The organism is Microcystis sp. M44BS1 (genome assembly GCF_020244875.1).
Classification (GTDB): Bacteria; Cyanobacteriota; Cyanobacteriia; order Cyanobacteriales; family Microcystaceae; genus Microcystis; species Microcystis panniformis.
The window spans coordinates 1-16,220 of sequence record NZ_JADBVM010000250.1; the positions used below are offsets into that span (position 1 = coordinate 1).

17 protein-coding genes are annotated in these 16,220 nt (G+C 42.6%); 11 read left to right on the forward strand and 6 right to left on the reverse strand.

From position 1 onward, the window contains the following. On the reverse strand, positions 1-399 hold a 399-nt coding region (locus tag IM515_RS19615; RefSeq protein ID WP_287698144.1), incomplete at its 3' end, for an Rpn family recombination-promoting nuclease/putative transposase. A gap of 569 nt (positions 400-968) precedes the next feature. Between IM515_RS19615 and hoxE the strand changes: the two genes are divergently transcribed. From hoxE to IM515_RS19655, 8 genes are all read left to right on the forward strand, one after another. After that, the gene (gene hoxE / locus IM515_RS19620) at positions 969-1,478 is read left to right on the forward strand and encodes a bidirectional hydrogenase complex protein HoxE (protein ID WP_287629356.1); all 510 of its coding nucleotides are present in this window, start codon (positions 969-971) and stop codon (positions 1,476-1,478) included. 28 nt (positions 1,479-1,506) lie between these two features. Beyond that, positions 1,507-3,114, forward strand: a complete 1,608-nt coding sequence (gene nuoF / locus IM515_RS19625) for an NADH-quinone oxidoreductase subunit NuoF (protein ID WP_287629358.1) — start codon at positions 1,507-1,509, stop codon at positions 3,112-3,114. 122 nt (positions 3,115-3,236) lie between these two features. Beyond that, positions 3,237-3,722, forward strand: a complete 486-nt coding sequence (locus IM515_RS19630; RefSeq protein ID WP_002767182.1) for a Tic20 family protein — start codon at positions 3,237-3,239, stop codon at positions 3,720-3,722. Between the two features lie 73 nt (positions 3,723-3,795). Then, a complete protein-coding gene (locus IM515_RS19635) occupies positions 3,796-5,169 on the forward strand; it encodes a gluconeogenesis factor YvcK family protein (protein WP_002767184.1) in 1,374 nt (457 codons plus the stop codon). Positions 5,170-5,342: 173 nt separating this feature from the next. Continuing rightward, entirely contained in the window at positions 5,343-5,651 is a 309-nt protein-coding gene (gene psb34 / locus IM515_RS19640; protein WP_002734380.1) for a photosystem II assembly protein Psb34, read from the forward strand. A 252-nt stretch (positions 5,652-5,903) separates the two neighbouring features. Next, a complete protein-coding gene (locus tag IM515_RS19645) occupies positions 5,904-6,113 on the forward strand; it encodes a DUF3134 family protein (RefSeq protein ID WP_008198246.1) in 210 nt (69 codons plus the stop codon). A 22-nt stretch (positions 6,114-6,135) separates the two neighbouring features. Continuing rightward, entirely contained in the window at positions 6,136-7,296 is a 1,161-nt protein-coding gene (locus tag IM515_RS19650) for an N-acetyltransferase DgcN family protein (RefSeq protein WP_287698146.1), read from the forward strand. Between the two features lie 4 nt (positions 7,297-7,300). Beyond that, positions 7,301-8,386: an alanine/ornithine racemase family PLP-dependent enzyme gene (locus tag IM515_RS19655; protein ID WP_002762913.1), complete on the forward strand. Its 1,086-nt coding sequence runs from the start codon at positions 7,301-7,303 to the stop codon at positions 8,384-8,386. A gap of 144 nt (positions 8,387-8,530) precedes the next feature. On the opposite strand, the gene IM515_RS19660 is transcribed toward IM515_RS19655, so the two are convergent. The 3 genes from IM515_RS19660 to IM515_RS19670 form a co-directional block, all read right to left on the reverse strand. After that, positions 8,531-9,268 (reverse strand): ABC transporter ATP-binding protein, encoded by a 738-nt coding sequence (locus IM515_RS19660; protein WP_287629360.1) that lies wholly within the window; start codon positions 9,266-9,268, stop codon positions 8,531-8,533. Between the two features lie 136 nt (positions 9,269-9,404). Next, positions 9,405-9,629, reverse strand: a complete 225-nt coding sequence (locus IM515_RS19665) for a ferredoxin family protein (RefSeq protein ID WP_287629362.1) — start codon at positions 9,627-9,629, stop codon at positions 9,405-9,407. 95 nt (positions 9,630-9,724) lie between these two features. After that, entirely contained in the window at positions 9,725-11,410 is a 1,686-nt protein-coding gene (locus IM515_RS19670; protein ID WP_287629363.1) for a glycosyltransferase, read from the reverse strand. A 197-nt stretch (positions 11,411-11,607) separates the two neighbouring features. On the opposite strand from IM515_RS19670, the gene tyrS reads away from it, so the two are divergent. Next, positions 11,608-12,825 carry a tyrosine--tRNA ligase gene (gene tyrS, locus IM515_RS19675; RefSeq protein ID WP_193960962.1) on the forward strand — a complete coding sequence of 406 codons (1,218 nt, stop codon included), beginning with the start codon at positions 11,608-11,610 and terminating at the stop codon, positions 12,823-12,825. A 16-nt stretch (positions 12,826-12,841) separates the two neighbouring features. On the opposite strand, the gene IM515_RS19680 is transcribed toward tyrS, so the two are convergent. Continuing rightward, the gene (locus tag IM515_RS19680; protein WP_193960963.1) at positions 12,842-13,078 is read right to left on the reverse strand and encodes a ferredoxin-thioredoxin reductase variable chain; all 237 of its coding nucleotides are present in this window, start codon (positions 13,076-13,078) and stop codon (positions 12,842-12,844) included. Between the two features lie 444 nt (positions 13,079-13,522). Between IM515_RS19680 and IM515_RS19685 the strand changes: the two genes are divergently transcribed. Continuing rightward, positions 13,523-14,353 carry a hypothetical protein gene (locus tag IM515_RS19685; RefSeq protein WP_287629364.1) on the forward strand — a complete coding sequence of 277 codons (831 nt, stop codon included), beginning with the start codon at positions 13,523-13,525 and terminating at the stop codon, positions 14,351-14,353. A 6-nt stretch (positions 14,354-14,359) separates the two neighbouring features. Here the strand turns inward: IM515_RS19685 and IM515_RS19690 are convergent, their stop codons facing one another. Then, positions 14,360-15,250 (reverse strand): alpha/beta fold hydrolase, encoded by an 891-nt coding sequence (locus tag IM515_RS19690; protein ID WP_287629365.1) that lies wholly within the window; start codon positions 15,248-15,250, stop codon positions 14,360-14,362. Between the two features lie 415 nt (positions 15,251-15,665). Here IM515_RS19690 and IM515_RS19695 point away from each other — a divergent pair. Beyond that, on the forward strand, positions 15,666-16,220 hold a 555-nt coding region (locus IM515_RS19695), incomplete at its 3' end, for an Rpn family recombination-promoting nuclease/putative transposase (RefSeq protein WP_502881977.1).

Below are 16,220 nucleotides of genomic sequence, written 5' to 3' on the forward strand. Positions count from 1 at the left end.
CTTAAAATCGGGAAAATCGACTACATATTGACTAATCGCTTCTCTTTTTGGCTTTGAATAAGAGAAAATTACAATCGGATAAATCGGTAAGACAAATTTCTCATGAAAGCGAGCAAAATAAGTAAACATTCGCCGGTTAAACCACTTGCGGGAACTTTCCTGCGCCTCCACATGAATCAGAAAAAACGATTCTTTTCCTCGAAACTTAACCTGTGCGACTAAATCGCTTTCATGTCTTTCTCCTTCGGTGACATCGGTAAATACTTCTTTGTCTAAAAAAGTAATCGAGTCCCTATCTAAATAATCTATCAATTGAGGGAAAAATAACTCGATAAATTCGACAAAAAAGGTGGAGATTAACTCCTTAAATAAGCGATCATGGTCAATATTATTAGTCATGTAATGTCATCTTAACTAATCTGAGCGATGAATGACTACTCTTCTCTATTGTATTCTGAAAAGTCGGTTGTGGCAACAGATTGTTATGACCTCATCCCTTTAACCTACGAGGAGAGGGGGATGCTGCCCGCAAAAAAACCCGCAGAAAACGGGTTTATCGAAGAAACCCGTTTTCTATTTCCAGGGTTCATCATAATTGATTGTAGGGCTAATTCATGAATTAGCCCTACAGCTATTACCTAGCTATATTCCACTGCTAAATCGAGCGACTCTTGTTCCCCACTTAAGCCCGCCATAAAAGGCCCTATTCGTTGATTAAACACTATTATAGGAAAGATGCAATGCAATCCTTGCTATCAAAGTAATTTCAGTTCCAGGCTGATTCGGAGCATCTTTCAATTTGACAAGGCCGAAAAATCCCCTATCCCCCAATAACTAAAGGAAAGATAAAGTTATTGATCGCCCTCTGGAGCCAGTGTCAGAATAAAAGCAGGGAGATGACCAAGGAAAACCGACAACTCTCCATCTTTTTCCCGTCATCGCCCCTAAAATTTATTTGGTTCAGATTTATGCAAACTGCCAATCCTCGTCAAACGGAGAAAAAAGAGCATCCCAGTGGCGATAAACGCTTCAAAGTCCTCGACATTACCATGAAGCGGGCAGGATATAATCAATCAGCCCTGATTGAAGTCCTGCACAAAGCCCAAGAAGCCTTTGGATTCCTAGAAGAAGATGTTCTCCTCTACGTTGCCCGGGCGCTAAAACTGCCCCTCAGTCGCGTCTATGGGGTAGCAACCTTCTACCATCTCTTTTCCCTGAAACCGGCGGGAAAACACACCTGTATCGTCTGTATGGGGACTGCTTGTTATGTCAAAGGCAGCGGCAAAATCCTCGAAGACATCGAAAACACCTTTGATGTCAAAGTGGGAGAAACCACCGCCGATGGAGAAATTTCCCTAGTGTCGGCCCGTTGTATCGGGGCCTGTGGGATTGCGCCGGCCGTGGTCTTCGATGGAGTCGTGGCCCCGAAACAAGATTCGGAAACTGTCTTAGCAAAACTAAAGAGTTTCTCCCAGTAATTTTTCACTTTAGTGGATTGAGAAGAATATGGACTTACAAGAATTATTGGCAGTGGCCGAGAAAGAAAAAACTAGACAAAAAAGCATCCGGGTGCATTGTTGCACTTCCACCGGTTGCCAAGCTGCTAACTCCCTCCAAATCAAAAAAAACCTCGCCACTGCCGTCAAAGAAGCAGACCTAGAGGATGCAGTCGAAGTGGTCGGGGTCGGTTGTATGGGTTTTTGTGGTCGCGGTCCGTTGGTGGAAGTGGATCCCCAGGATCTCTTATACGAAGAAGTCACCCCGGAAAGTGCGGCCAGCATTATTGCGGCCTTAAACGGCGGCAAAACCGAGGTGCAATTAGGGGACTCAAAACATCCCTTTTTCTCCCATCAGGTCAAAATTGTCCGGGAAAATAGCGGTAAAATCGATCCCGATCGCATTGAGGAATATATCGCCGTCGGTGGCTATCAATCTCTCTACAAGGCCCTCTACGAGATGACTCCGGCCCAGGTGGTGGAGGAAATCATCAAAAGCGGTTTACGCGGCCGGGGTGGTGCCGGTTATCCCACCGGTTTAAAATGGGCGACGGTGGCTAAACAACCGGGTAAACAAAAATACGTTATCTGTAATGCTGATGAAGGCGACCCCGGGGCGTTTATGGACCGTAGTGTTTTGGAAAGTGACCCCCATTTAGTCCTGGAAGGAATGGCGATCGCTGCCTATGCCGTGGGGGCCGATCATGGTTATATCTATGTTAGAGCCGAATATCCCCTAGCGATCGATCGTTTGCAAAAAGCGATTAATCAGGCCAAAAAATTCGGTTTAATGGGTTCCCAAGTATTCGAGTCCACTTTCGATTTTAAGGTGGATATCCGCATCGGAGCGGGAGCTTTTGTCTGTGGAGAGGAAACCGCTCTCATCCATTCCATTGAAGGCGGCCGCGGCACTCCCCGCACCCGTCCCCCCTATCCGGCCCAATCGGGCCTCGATGGTTGTCCCACCCTGATTAATAACGTCGAGTCCTACGCTAATATCGCCGCTATTATCCGCGAGGGGGCCGCTTGGTATGCCAATATCGGTACTGCCAGCAGTAAAGGGACAAAAATCTTCGCTTTAACGGGAAAAATCTGCAATAATGGGCTGATTGAAGTGCCAATGGGCATTACTCTCCGGGAAATTGTCGAGGAGATGGGGGGTGGTGTTCCCGATGGTCAAGTAAAAGCGGTACAAACCGGCGGCCCCTCTGGGGGTTGTATTCCCGCTAATTTACTCGATACTCCCGTGGATTACGAATCCTTAGCCAAACTCGGTTCAATGATGGGATCCGGGGGTATGGTGGTTATGGATGATAGTACCAGTATGGTCAAAGTAGCGAAATTCTATATGGAATTCTGTCGCGAGGAGTCCTGTGGTAAATGTATCCCCTGTCGCACGGGAACAGTACAAATGTTTGAATTATTGGCCAAAATTATCGACGGAAAGGCCGATATTCACGACCTCGAAAACCTAGAACATCTCTGTCAAATGGTTAAAGAAACCAGTCTTTGTGGTCTTGGTCAAAGCGCTCCCAATCCGATTTTAAGTACCCTACAGTATTTTAAGGAGGAATATCTGGCTCTGTTACAGGAAAGCAAGCACCCCGTCTCTGTTTGAGAATAACTCGATCGAGGCCTAGCAATGTTCGGCCTCGATCGATTTCTTCGGTTATGGGAAGTCTGGTGGGCTGCCGGGTTATCTTGAAGAGAGTTAGCAGTAGTCTCAGGAGACGATAGATTATGACTTGGCGCGGCTCAACCGATACAAAAGATCGCATTTTTGCAGCTTTAGTATATCTTTTACCCTTATATTCGGCCTTTGCCTTCGGTATCTTTATCTTTCGGCAAATCCCTTTTTTAGGAGCGGCCTTAGCAATAGTTTTAACTCCCTTAGCTTTTCTCTATAGTTCTCTGGGAAGCTTTGGCAGTTTAATTATCTTTTTCGTCCTCTTTTTGGCCGTGGTACGCAATCCCCGCATCAGTCATTTTATCCGGTTTAACACCATGCAGGCGATTTTAATCGATATTTTGGTGTATTTATTGGGATTGGCCTTAGGTTTCATCGCTAGGGGTTTAGGGGCGAATTTGCTGGTAGAAACTCTTTTTAACGTCGTCTTTTTGGGAGCATTTGCCGCCTGTGTTTACAGCATTATACAGTCGTTTATCGGCAAATACGCCGATATTCCCACAATTTCCGATGCAGCCTATTCCCAAGTGGGGGGTTAATTCAGCTTGAGTTTGTCCCCTTTTTCGGCTACAGTCTCTCCAGAATCAATGCGTTCGCTGCCAGGCCACATCTATGAGTCCATTTAAACAGACGCTACGGGAACTCAACGCTCAGAAGGGGAAAATAGCCGCTTCTGTGGGCAGAAAAACGCCTAAACGGGTTAATCGTTGGTTTAAATGGCTTTCTCCCGGTCTTTTTGTCAAACGCTGGCTTTTAATTAGTTTAACCGGGGTTTTTCTCACCTCCTTCGGTTTGGCTATTTGGGTAAAATTAACCCCGGTTAATCGCTTTTTAGAGTTTGTTTCCCAAGCATTAGAAACGATCGCTCGTTTGGTCCCTAATTCTGTTTCTGGGCCACTGGCGGTTTTGCTGGGTGTCTTTTTGTTATTCTGGGGTCAGAGTCGCACCGTCGAAACGATTACAGAAGCACTACAACCGGACGCATCGGAGGAATTAGTCGATCGCCTACGCACCCATCGTCGTCTCCATCGCGGCCCGAAAATTGTGGCGATCGGTGGCGGTACGGGTTTATCGACGCTTTTACGCGGTTTAAAACAGTATAGTTCCAATATCACCGCTATTGTCACCGTAGCTGATGATGGCGGTTCTTCAGGCCGATTACGCCGGGAAATGGGCATTTTACCCCCGGGGGATATTCGCAATTGTATCGCCGCTTTAGCCGATGAGGAAAAGTTATTAACGGAATTGTTTCAATATCGCTTTCATGCCGGGGATGGTTTATCGGGCCACAGTTTTGGTAATTTATTTATCAGCGCTATGACCGAGATTACCGGCGATCTGGAACAGGCGATCGATGCTAGTGCTAAAGTTTTGGCCATTCGCGGCAAAGTGCTACCTGCTACCCTTACCGATGTTAGTCTCTGGGCTAAGTTAGCCGATGGGCGCATTATTGAGGGAGAATCGAAGATAACCGAAGCTATGGGGCAAATTCGTCAGATTGGCTGTCATCCTGCCGATCCGGTCGCTTTACCGGCTGCTTTAGCGGCAATCAAGGAAGCAGATTATATTATTATCGGGCCGGGTAGTCTTTATACCAGTATTATCCCTAATTTGTTGGTTCCCGCAATTCGTCAGGCCCTAGCAGAGGTGACGGTTCCCCGCGTCTATGTTTGTAATATTATGACCCAGCCGGGGGAAACGGATAATTATTCGGTAGCTGATCATTTGCGAGCAATCGAAGGAGTTTGTGAAGAACGCGTCTTTGATGCGGTTTTGGCCCAAAGAACTGCACCATCGCCCCAATCCCTACAATTATACGCCCAAGAGCATAGTCATCCCGTCTTTTTAGATCGCGAGGAAGTGGGAAAAATGGGTTATCGCATTGTTTTAGCGAATGTAATGGCAGAAGATGAAGTTACTGCCAAAGTTCGTCACGATCCCCAACGTTTAGCGCGAGTTTTATGGCGCTGGTATGCTAAAAAGTAAATAGCGAGATGACTAAATGTTTTTATCTAGCTTTGTCAAGTTATAAAATCATATTTTTGGCTTTAATTTGCCGACATTAGCCAAATTTGCTGATTAAAGCCCTAGGAAAAAATTAGCCGAAAAACCATTTCGCCTTATTCTGTGTTATACTCAGATTTTGAAGAGAGATGATCATGCACTACTCTACTAAATCTAATCAAGAGACAGGTGCGACAGTCTATTCCCCAAGCGATGGAAGTGAATTAATTCCTGCTGAGGTTAAACTAGATATAAACGGGCAAAACTATCAATCACTTAATATACCTCTCCCAGAGGGCTATACAGTAGATGATGAAGGAATCATCAATAACTATGGTAGCGAACCCAAGATTTATCTATCAAAATCCCCATCTTTAGAACAGCAAAAATGGTATATTTTGCAAGGAGTAGGTGCGGTTTTGTTGGTTGCTTTGGTGTTATTAATCACCTTTTCCGTTAGCTAGATAAAAACCGTAGGATTGACATTTAAGTTGAGCGAGACAGGAAAACTTTAATTTACACCATAGAGTCTGCATCCCAAGTATCGGGAGCATATATTGGAACCGACTCTATCTATCTGTCCAAATAGTAAATCTGACAGCTGAACTTTTTTACTTTGCTAAACTTGACAATTTTTTTCAGTTTTTTGTGGGTTGCTTCGTGATCAACAATAGAACAACCAATAGAGTTAACTTCTCAAAGGAAATTCAACAGGTATGAAATTTAATCCTTCTCTTAGTCAAGAACCTCGCTATCAGGCAATTCCTGTTATGCAGATAACTTCCAAAGAAACCCTTCTCCATTGGTTAGAACGGACAGGAAGATTAAAATTACGTCAATCTGATGCTCATCCCGATTTGCAAATTTTAGAAGAACTAGACGATATTATCGATCCAGATAATTATGCTATAGAAGAAGAAGAATAAATAGTCTTACTGGGAGTTAGGAGTGAAATTTCAATTATCTAATATTCAGGAGATTAAGAAAGTGGTATCAACGAAAAAAACGGCTTTAATTTACTGTGAAAATCAGTTTGGACGTGTGGACGGAAAAACGGCAGCTGGCTTGATCCGACAATCAGAAATATATACAATTGTTGGTGTGCTGGATAGTTCCTTAGCGGGAAAAGATGCGGGAGAAGCATTAGGAGATAAAAAAAATCATATTCCCATTTTTGCCAATTTACAAGCAGCCTTAGAAAAACTTAGAGATGTTCCCAATTGTTATATCTACGGCAAAGCACCCTTAGAAGCGTTTATTCCCCCCCTAGAAAGGCTGCTAATTTTAGAAGCAATGGCACAAGGAATGGAGATTATTAATGGTTTGCATCAATTCTTCTCCGAAGATTTAGAATTTAGGGAGCAAGCTAGTCAGTATGGTGTGCAAATTACAGACATTCGTAAACCACCACAATTAGCTGATCTTCATGTATTTACTGGGCAAATTTCCCAAGTAAATATACCCGTTATTGCCTTTTTAGGAACCGATTGTGCTTGCGGAAAAATGACCACTGCGGTGGCAGTTAATCAAACTCTCCAAGGCTTGGGTATTAAGTCTGTCTTAGTCGCTACTGGACAAACTAGCTTGATGCAGGGAGCAAGATATGGGGTTTCGATCGATGCTTTGGTTTCTCAATTTGTCATCGGTGAAATTGAAAATGCTGTGGTTCAAGCTTTTGAGCAAGAAAAACCCGATATTATTTTAGTGGAAGGACAAAGTTCTCTGAGTCATCCTGCTTTTATGAGTTCCCTGGGAATTTTGAAAGGAAGTAGGCCCGATGGGATTATTTTACAACATCCCCCAGCCCGAAAATTTCGCTGTGATTTTCCTCATTTAGCCATGCCAAAATTACAGGAAGAAATTTCACTAATTGAGGCAATTTCTCCCACTCAAGTTATCGCTATTGCGATTAATCACGAAAATCTCACTGCAGCGGCCACTGAGCGTATTATTGCCAAATATGAGCGAGATTTTCAGTTACCGACTACTGATGTTTTGTTATACGGATGTGAGAAATTAGTCCAAGCTTTATGCGATCGCTTTCCGAAATTAAACCGGAAAATCAAAGGGGAAATTTTAGCTGCAATTCCCGCAATTGGGAGCAAATAGGCTGATGAAAGACCTTTTACCCAGAATCGAGATTTCTCTCCCGAAAATACGCCATAATGCTCGTTTACTCTGCCAATTCTACGGCAGCAAGGGACTTTCTGTGATGGGAGTTTCCAAAGCGATTTTGGGTGATCCCTCGATCGCCTTGGCGATGATTCAAGGTGGAGTCAACTTTATCGCTGACTCTCGAATCGAAAATATTCTCAAAATGAAACAAGCAGGAATAGTGACAACTTTTGTTCTGTTGCGTACGGCCTTGAGTCAAGCAGAATCAGTGGTTAACATTGCAGATATCAGCTTAAATACCGAATTAGCAACAATTCAGGAACTTTCCTATTATGCTCAAGAAAAGCAAAAAATACACCGCATTATTATCATGACGGAGTTAGGGGATTTACGCGAAGGTGTACTGCCGAAAGATCTGGTCAAGTTCATCAAAAAGACCCTCGCTTTTCCCTTTATCAAAATTATTGGACTGGGTTGTAATTTGGCTTGTTATGGAGGTATTAAACCTGATAGCCATAATATGAGCAAATTATCTGTGTTAACAGATACAATTGAGCAGGAATTTTTAATAAAATTACCGATTATTTCAGGAGGCAATTCTGCTAACTATCAATGGTATCAAAAAAGTAGCGAAGTTGGTCGGATTAATAATCTGCGTTTAGGAGAATCAATTTTATTAGGTTGTGAAACAGTTAATCGACAAGTTATACCCGGCTTATATACCGATGCTTTTCGGTTAATTGCTGAAGTAATCGAATCTAAAGATAAACCATCTCTACCCTCTGGAGAAATTGGTCGAGATGCTTTTGGTAATGTTCCCAGCTTTATCGATCAAGGCATTCACCGTCGAGTTATTATTGCATTAGGAAGACAGGATATTCTTATCTCTGGATTACAAACAAGTCAGGAGATAAAAATATTAGGTTCTAGTAGCGATCATCTAGTTCTTGATAGTCATAACAAGAGGTTAAAAGTAGGAAGCGAAGTCAGTTTTAATCTTGATTACGGAGGACTTTTAACAGCCATGACTTCTCCTTTTATTACTAAAAGTTATGCTCTCAATGCAGTAGCACAACTGTCTTGATCGATGAATAAATATCCACAGATATATTTAGGGTTTGCTGGCTTATCACCTTGACATCAGGGCCGTAGAGATTTGTACTCAATTACTATCCTATCGCTAAATTCTGGGAAGAAATCAAAATCCCCCTCAATCCTTAACAAATTCCTAATCATCTCGTTTGGCACCATGATAAGCCGCCCCGAGGTATAATTCCCCTACTTTCGGGTTATTGAGTAAATCTTGACCCGATCCCTGAAAACGATCTTGACCACTTTCTAAAACATAACCTCGATCGGACATCATTAGGGCTTTTTTGGCATTCTGTTCTACTAAAATAATGGCAGTTCCCGTCTGATTAATCGCTTTTATCTGTTCAAAAACGCTGGTTACTAAAATAGGAGATAAAGCTGCTGAAGGTTCATCGAGAATTAATAAATCCGGTTGCAACATCAGCGCTCGTCCCATGGCTAACATCTGTCTTTCTCCTCCGGATAAAGTGCCAGCTTTCTGACGACGGCGCTCGTCCAAACGAGGAAACATGGCATAAATGCGCTCTTTTAAAGATTTTATATTTCCTTTGCTCGTAAAAGCTCCCATTTCAAGGTTTTCTTCAATGCTCAGGGATGGAAAAACATTAGCAATTTGGGGAACATAACCCATTCCGAGGGGAACGATTTGATTAGATTTCCAACCGGCGATATTTTGTCCCTTAAAAGTGATAGTTCCAGCACTGGGTTTTAATAAACCAAAAATCGTCTTAGCGAGGGTAGATTTTCCCGCACCATTGGGACCGATAACCGTGACTAATTCCCCCGGTGCAATGCGAAAGTTAACCCCTTGCAATATGTATAAATCCTGCACATAACCAGCATAAACTTGTTCAACTTCTAAAAGATAATCCATGGTAAGGTAAAAAGGAGATAGGAGACAGTAATATGAATTATGAATTGGGAAGTGGGAAGCATTTTCAGTCAACAGTAATCAGTGAACTGAAAACTCACATCTGATAACTGATAACTGATAACTGATAACTGATAAATTAGGGAGTTTTTTGTAAATCGGGACGTTCTTGTGGCAGAATTGCACCTTCGACGGGGCATACTTGTAGACAGATACCACAGTCGATACAAGTGGCAAAATCAATCCAATACCAATCGGTTCCTTTAACATTTTTACCCGGTCCGGGATGGATGCAAGCAACAGGACAAGCGGAAACGCAATCGGCAACCCCTTCACAAATTTCAGTGACGATCGAATGTGGCACAGTGTTTTCTCCTCTAATTCTTAACATTACTTTACCACTTTTAGTCGCTGCCGCGCCAGGATCGGAGCATTGTTAGGAAACTTTCCCTTAATTCCCTAAAAAATTGGGAGTTTTTTCTTGATCTTAGCAAGAAGTAAAATAGAAGTTTTCGATAGGTTTTTTACTATTCCCTTACGGGAGGACAAATAGTTAATTTCTTCCCGTAATTCCTGATTATTTTTCTGGAGATAGTTATAATTATTATCTAATTCTTTTAGGGATATTCCCATCCCTTGCATAGTATGATAATCTTGCTGTTGTTTCAGATACATTGTCTGTTGTGCTTCCTGTAATTTTCTTAACTCTAACCAGACTTGATTCTGACTTGATTCCTTAGTTTCACTGAGCGCATACCAGAGAAAATCAGTGATTTCTTCCGCTATTTTTTGATTAACTTCAAAAAACTCGATAATATCAATTTGTTCCCTGGAAATTTTTGGGTATAACCTTCTTAAATCTTGGGCAATATCAGAGGAAAAAGCGATGATTCTAGAAGCGGATAAAATTGCATAGTGTTTTTCTAAATTCACTGGTAAATTGCCGTTTTCTTCTGGGAACTCAGAAGCAAGAAAAAGTAGAGAAGGAGTGGTTAAGGGACTGGTATAAAAAGTGGAAATAAATAAATTAGCCTGTAGGTGATCGCAAATAGCTTGGACTTTTCTGGCATCCTTTCCCGTACAATTATAATCGTAGGATTCTGCGGGCCAATATTTAAATTCTTCCCATCTTGGTGCGCTGTTATTTCTATCTAAAATAACAATGTGTTGACTCAATTCTAATTGACTCCAATGCTCTAGAATTGAAGACCAAACCCCGGCTAATTTTCCTTGATCGATTTGAAAAATTACGCCATCAATAACAATAATTGGGGGTTTCTTCTGGGAGATAGCTTGAATTGTTTGTAATTTTTCTCGCTCCTCTTCCTGTAAAATTATGCCTAAATCTTCCATCTTAACTGGATTAGGTTTAATTTCTATATCCTTAATGTCTGGGTGAGGAATTTCATAGATTTTACACACTTGATAATGTTCCTGTAATGCTTGACCATTACTGCCATGTTCTAAGCCTTGGAGATTTAAATAATATAAGCCTAAAATCTCAGGAATCAAAGCCATTTTTTCCCCTTGACTGCCGATTCTTAACCAAAATTCGTAATCACCAGCACAGCGAAAATTTTCCTGAAAATAACCATATTTATGGTGCAGCATTTTTCGCCACATTGGTTGAGAACCCACACAACAACCTTGACGCATCTGTTGATAGGAGTAATTTGGCCAATTCCAATGTTTTAAAGCTGGGGTAGTGGCAAAAGTATCATTTTTGATTGTAGTAATTAATTGATTGGCATAAACTAAACTAATCTCTCTATTATTATCTAGATAATTAGCCATAATTTCCAGAGCATTAAAACAGCGACGATCATCAGTATTCCCATTGGTGAGATAGGAACCCCTAGCTAGTTTAATAGCACGATTCCAAGCGCAGTAGAGGGTTTCTCGTTCTCTAGTTCTCTGGTAAATAATATTAGGATAATTTTCTTGAAACTCTTGGATAATCTCCCCTTCATTCTCTGGAGAAGCACTATCGATAATAATAATTTCTAATTCTCCCTTTTCGTAAAGAGTTTGAGTAACTAAATCCTCTAAACAACCCCGGATAAACTCCGCTGATTTATAGGTAGAAACAATTACGGAAACTTTGATACTCTGCACTGGTATAGAGTTATTATAACTAGGATTCATCGGCTTATCTGATCGCAATTCAAGACAGAAAAATTTTTTGATAATTTTGAAAAAGAAGATTTTAAGACTCTATATTCGATCGGGAGAATTGTCAAGATGTTATCGACTTTTACTGAAGATACCAGTTTATTTACCTTTGGCTTGTTACTTGGCATAATAAAAAACTATAATGGGAAGGCTGTGGAAAATGAGCAACAATGACCGTATCTTCCTCCCTAGACTGGCTAACCCGTGGCACCAGTGACCTATTCCCCCATCAACCCGACTCCCAAGAGCCTAGGGAAAATTTAACCCAACTACTGCAAACTACCGATCGCCCTTTAAGAATTAAACTAGGTATTGACCCCACCGGCAGCGATATTCACCTAGGTCATAGTATCCCTTTTCGGAAACTGCGTGCTTTCCAGGATGCTGGTCATGTAGCAGTGGTGATTATTGGTGATTTTACCGCTAGAATCGGCGATCCGACGGGAAAATCGGAAGTTAGAAAACAATTGACGAGCGAAGAAGTGAGAGCTAATGCCGAGAATTATCTGGCACAATTACGCCCAATTTTAGATTTTAACACCCCTAATCGCCTAGAAATTCGCTATAACTCGGAATGGTTGGGGAAATTAGACCTCTCGCAAATTCTCGAACTCCTCTCCACCATGACCGTCGGGCAAATGTTGGCAAAAGAAGGCTTTTCCGAACGCTACGACCAGGAAAACCCGATTTTTCTCCATGAATTTCTCTATCCCTTAATGCAGGGTTATGATTCCGTCGCTGTCGAGGCCGATGTCGAATTGGGAGGAACCGATCAAAAATTTAATATTGCCGTCGGTCGCGATTTACAGAAATATTTCGGCAAAAAACCGCAATTCGGGTTACTTTTACCGATTTTAATCGGAACCGATGGCAGTCAAAAAATGTCCAAATCCCTGAATAATTATGTGGGATTGCGGGAATCGGCCCTGTCCATGTACTCGAAACTGGAAAAAACCCCCGACGCTTTGTTAAAAGATTATTACGAACTATTGACAAATTTGCCCTTAGATGCTATTGCGAGCAATCCGCGGGAGGCACAAAAACAACTGGCGATCGAGGTAGTTGCCCAGTTTCACGGAGAAGAGGAGGCATTAAAGGCACAAAAAACGGCGCAGGAGATAGTTCTACAGGGAAATACGGCAGCAGCCGCTTCTGTACCCGAATTTTCCCTAGCAGCGGTCACTTTTCCCCTGAAATTATTCTATCTTCTCTCGGCCACCAGCTTATGCAAAAGTAGCGGCGAAGGGAGAAGACAGATTCAGGGGGGTGCGGTGAGGATCGATAGCGAGAAAATCACCGATGTGGACAAAAGTTTTGAGACAGCCGAAGCTTTAACGGGAAAAGTCCTACAGGTGGGCAAAAATAAATTTATTCGCTTTGTCGCTTAAATAGGCGAAAAAGTCCCTATTCGGCGGCTTTTTCCAGGATTTCTACTTCAAAATCTCGAAAATGGGCTTTAAACTTTTTACTGAACTCGACGAGGACGGGTAGGTTGGCGCTAACCGGCCTACCACGCCATTCGGTGACAATCCCTTTCACCTCTCCTTCTAATCCTTTCACGTCAAAAGGATCCGATTTGTGTTCAGGATGGTGATAAACTACCACGGACTCAATTACACGAACTCGATCGCCAACTTTCATAAACTCTCTAGCGAAGACAAACGCCTATTGTATCTTTGAAGACAATCTTATCATTGTACGCCGTATCAGGGAACGGGGAACTGAAAACTCTTAAGATTGAAACCTAGAGCTTGAGCTTTTTTCTCCAGATAAGCGTCACCTGTTGTGCAAGGCTGACGGCTAAAACACTGATAACTAGGGCTTGCTGAAAAAATCTAAAAACTTTGTTGGATAAGGCTTTTAGAGTTTTTGTCAATCAAAAAGTACCAGGCATGGGAGTGATCAGGGGGAAAATTGAGGTACTTTTTCTCTGAAAATTAGGTAACTGACTACCTGAAAGTCGGTAAAACCCCACACCCCACACCCCACACCCCACACCCTGCCCCCACGAAAAACTTTTTCAGCCAACCCTAACTACTTAATGATTTGATAGCATGGGGGAAAACCTATAGAGGGTTAAGCGGTATGAGTGACTATAAAGATTCTTCTTCCATGCGCTATTTCCTGGCAGGATTAAAACCCTTTGCCCAACCTTTATTTTGGCTGCCGTTAGGAATATTCTCCTTGGCTCTAATTGGTTTGTGGGTATATCAACAGAACCCTGAATGGTTGGGTTCGGTATTAGATACCCCAGGAATGTCCTTGGAGGAGCGGGAAATCCGGGCTAACCAGATTACCGATACTCCTCTCCCCAGTACTGTACCATTGCCAGCCATTCCTGCCCATAATAATACCGCCCGCCAGAACAAACCGGCCTCGACGCAGCCTTTTAATCCTTTAAATACTAATCCCGATAACAACCAGAAACCCTCCTTATTTGCGCCGTTAATGCCGCAGACTAAGCAAAATCAGGCACCGAAGGCTAGTAAAAGTCTGCAACCGATTCAAGTGCGACCGATTAGTGGCGACACTAGCAATTATCCTTTACAAAGGGAAATCGAAAATCGCTCGCGGACTGCTAACTTGAATAATTCTCCTAATCTCAACCCCGGGGGCAGCCCGAATCAAGTTAACCCCCAGGGAAATTATTCCCCTGAACAACAAAATGTTCAACCCCTACCCCCCCAGAACAATGCCAACCCTAACCCGGTCCCTGGCTCTAGCAACCAATCCAACTATTATCAACCCCCTGTATATCAACCCCCCGTCTACGGCAGTCAAACTAACGTCACTGGTTATCCCAATCAGGGAATGCCACCCAACAATAATGGCACCCCCAATCAAGTTCCCCCTCAAAGTATTAACCGAGGTTTCTCCATCCAACAACCCATTAATACCAGGTCTTCTGGTTACTAGAGGAACTTAGCTATAAGCTTGCAGGAACTCTAATAAAATCGGATTAACTATTTCTGGGGCCTCATCCTGGGGACAGTGGCCTAAACCAGCTAAGGGGATAAACTGTTTTACTGTCGGGAATCTTGCTAATTCTTGGCCTAAGGACAAGGGTTCCCAGGGATCTTCGCTACCCCAAAGCAGAATCGCTGGACAGGGGAGAATCGGCAGCAGGTCTTCTGGCAGTGGGCCGCCGGAATAAGCGGTAAAAGCGAGGAAAACCTCGATCGCTCCTGGATCTCGGGCGGGTTTTAGGATTATTTCTACTAATTCCTCCGTTACCGCTTCCGAGCGCCGATAAGCTTGCAGGAGAATTTTACGCACTGTCTGGGGTTTAGCGATCTGTTGGAAGAAAAAAGCCCCAATTGCTTTATTTTTGAGAATTATTTGGGCAATATCCGCGCCTAAACGACGATACCAGGGTAATTCCCCCCGTTTTCTTTCGTGCAGTAGTCTGAGGGAACAATTAATCGCCGCCACCCCAAGGACAAAATCGGGATAATCGACGGCAGCCTGCATAATGGCCACACAACCGATGGAATTACCCGCCAAAAAAGCAGCACCCCCCACCACTTCCCGACAAAAATCGGCAATTTGCGCCCCCCAAGTCTCGAAAGTGTAATCGATCTCGTTTTGCGGTTCGGGTTTGTCGGAACCGCCAAAACCAATTAAATCTAGGGCAAAACAGCGACATTTTTCGCCTAAAACGGGGATATTTTTCCGCCAATGTCCCCAAGATGCCCCAAATCCATGCACAAGCACGATCGCAGGTCCCGTCTCCCCCGCACTTTGATAGGTGATTTTGAATCCCCGCCAATGCCAAATTTTTGCTTGTGTCTCTAATCCTAGAATTTGTTGCATACTTTTGTTTATCTGTAAAGCATTTGTTGCTTTTCTTAATATATACTGTCAGGAAAGAAGCATTAAGCGAATATTTTGAAGCATTTTTAGAAAACGGGTTTCTTCGAGAAACCCGTTTTCTTGTAATAAATGTTAATTTATGTTACAGGGTCTTGAAAAATTGGGGATTGTTGCCACAAAATAGCCGCAGTAATCTTTCTAGGTCAATGTCATGACTTCTATCCTTTGGCCGATTTTTCCTGCCTTTTACGATGTTTTGTTCGATTTAGCTCAATCTGATGGATTTTGGGCGAATTTCGCAATCGCTGTAGGTTAAGGGGGTGAGATCATAACAATCCGTTGCCAAAACCGACTTTTCAGAATACAATAGGGACGAGTAGTCATTCATCGCTCAGATTAGTTAAGATGACATTACATGACTAATAATATTGACCATGACCGCTTATTTAAGGAGTTAATCTCCACCTTTTTTGTCGAATTTATCGAGTTATTTTTTCCTCAATTGATGGATTATTTAGATAGAAACTCGATTACTTTTTTAGACAAAGAAGTATTTACCGATGTCACGGAAGGAGAAAGGTATGAAAGCGATTTAGTCGCACAAGTTAAGTTTCGCGGAAAAGAATCTTTTTTTCTGATTCATGTCGAGGCGCAGGAAAGTTCCCGCCAGGGGTTTAACCGGCGAATGTTTACTTATTTTGCTCGCTTTCATGAGAAATTTGTCCTACCGATTTATCCGATTGTAATTTTTTCTTATTCAAAGCCAAAAAGAGAAGCGATTAGTCAATATGTGGTCTATTTTCCCGATTTTAAGGTGTTAGAATTTAACTATCAAGTAGTGCAGTTAAATCGATTAAATTGGCGAGATTTTCTTAATCAACCGAATCCGGTTGCTTCAGCTTTGATGGCGAAGATGAACATTGCCGAGAAAGAGCGAGCCAAGGTGAAGGCGGAATGTCTGCGCTTGTTA

What these genes read in the sequence shown, in the direction of transcription:
- hoxE (WP_287629356.1), top strand. Translation starts at nt 969, where the DNA reads ATGCAAACTGCCAATCCTCGTCAAACGGAGAAAAAAGAGCATCCCAGT.
- nuoF (WP_287629358.1), top strand. Translation starts at nt 1,507, where the DNA reads ATGGACTTACAAGAATTATTGGCAGTGGCCGAGAAAGAAAAAACTAGA.
- IM515_RS19630 (WP_002767182.1), top strand. Translation starts at nt 3,237, where the DNA reads ATGACTTGGCGCGGCTCAACCGATACAAAAGATCGCATTTTTGCAGCT.
- IM515_RS19635 (WP_002767184.1), top strand. Translation starts at nt 3,796, where the DNA reads ATGAGTCCATTTAAACAGACGCTACGGGAACTCAACGCTCAGAAGGGG.
- psb34 (WP_002734380.1), top strand. Translation starts at nt 5,343, where the DNA reads ATGCACTACTCTACTAAATCTAATCAAGAGACAGGTGCGACAGTCTAT.
- IM515_RS19645 (WP_008198246.1), top strand. Translation starts at nt 5,904, where the DNA reads ATGAAATTTAATCCTTCTCTTAGTCAAGAACCTCGCTATCAGGCAATT.
- IM515_RS19655 (WP_002762913.1), top strand. Translation starts at nt 7,301, where the DNA reads ATGAAAGACCTTTTACCCAGAATCGAGATTTCTCTCCCGAAAATACGC.
- IM515_RS19660 (WP_287629360.1), bottom strand. Translation starts at nt 9,268, where the DNA reads ATGGATTATCTTTTAGAAGTTGAACAAGTTTATGCTGGTTATGTGCAG.
- IM515_RS19670 (WP_287629363.1), bottom strand. Translation starts at nt 11,410, where the DNA reads ATGAATCCTAGTTATAATAACTCTATACCAGTGCAGAGTATCAAAGTT.
- tyrS (WP_193960962.1), top strand. Translation starts at nt 11,608, where the DNA reads ATGACCGTATCTTCCTCCCTAGACTGGCTAACCCGTGGCACCAGTGAC.
- IM515_RS19680 (WP_193960963.1), bottom strand. Translation starts at nt 13,078, where the DNA reads ATGAAAGTTGGCGATCGAGTTCGTGTAATTGAGTCCGTGGTAGTTTAT.
- IM515_RS19685 (WP_287629364.1), top strand. Translation starts at nt 13,523, where the DNA reads ATGAGTGACTATAAAGATTCTTCTTCCATGCGCTATTTCCTGGCAGGA.
- IM515_RS19690 (WP_287629365.1), bottom strand. Translation starts at nt 15,250, where the DNA reads ATGCAACAAATTCTAGGATTAGAGACACAAGCAAAAATTTGGCATTGG.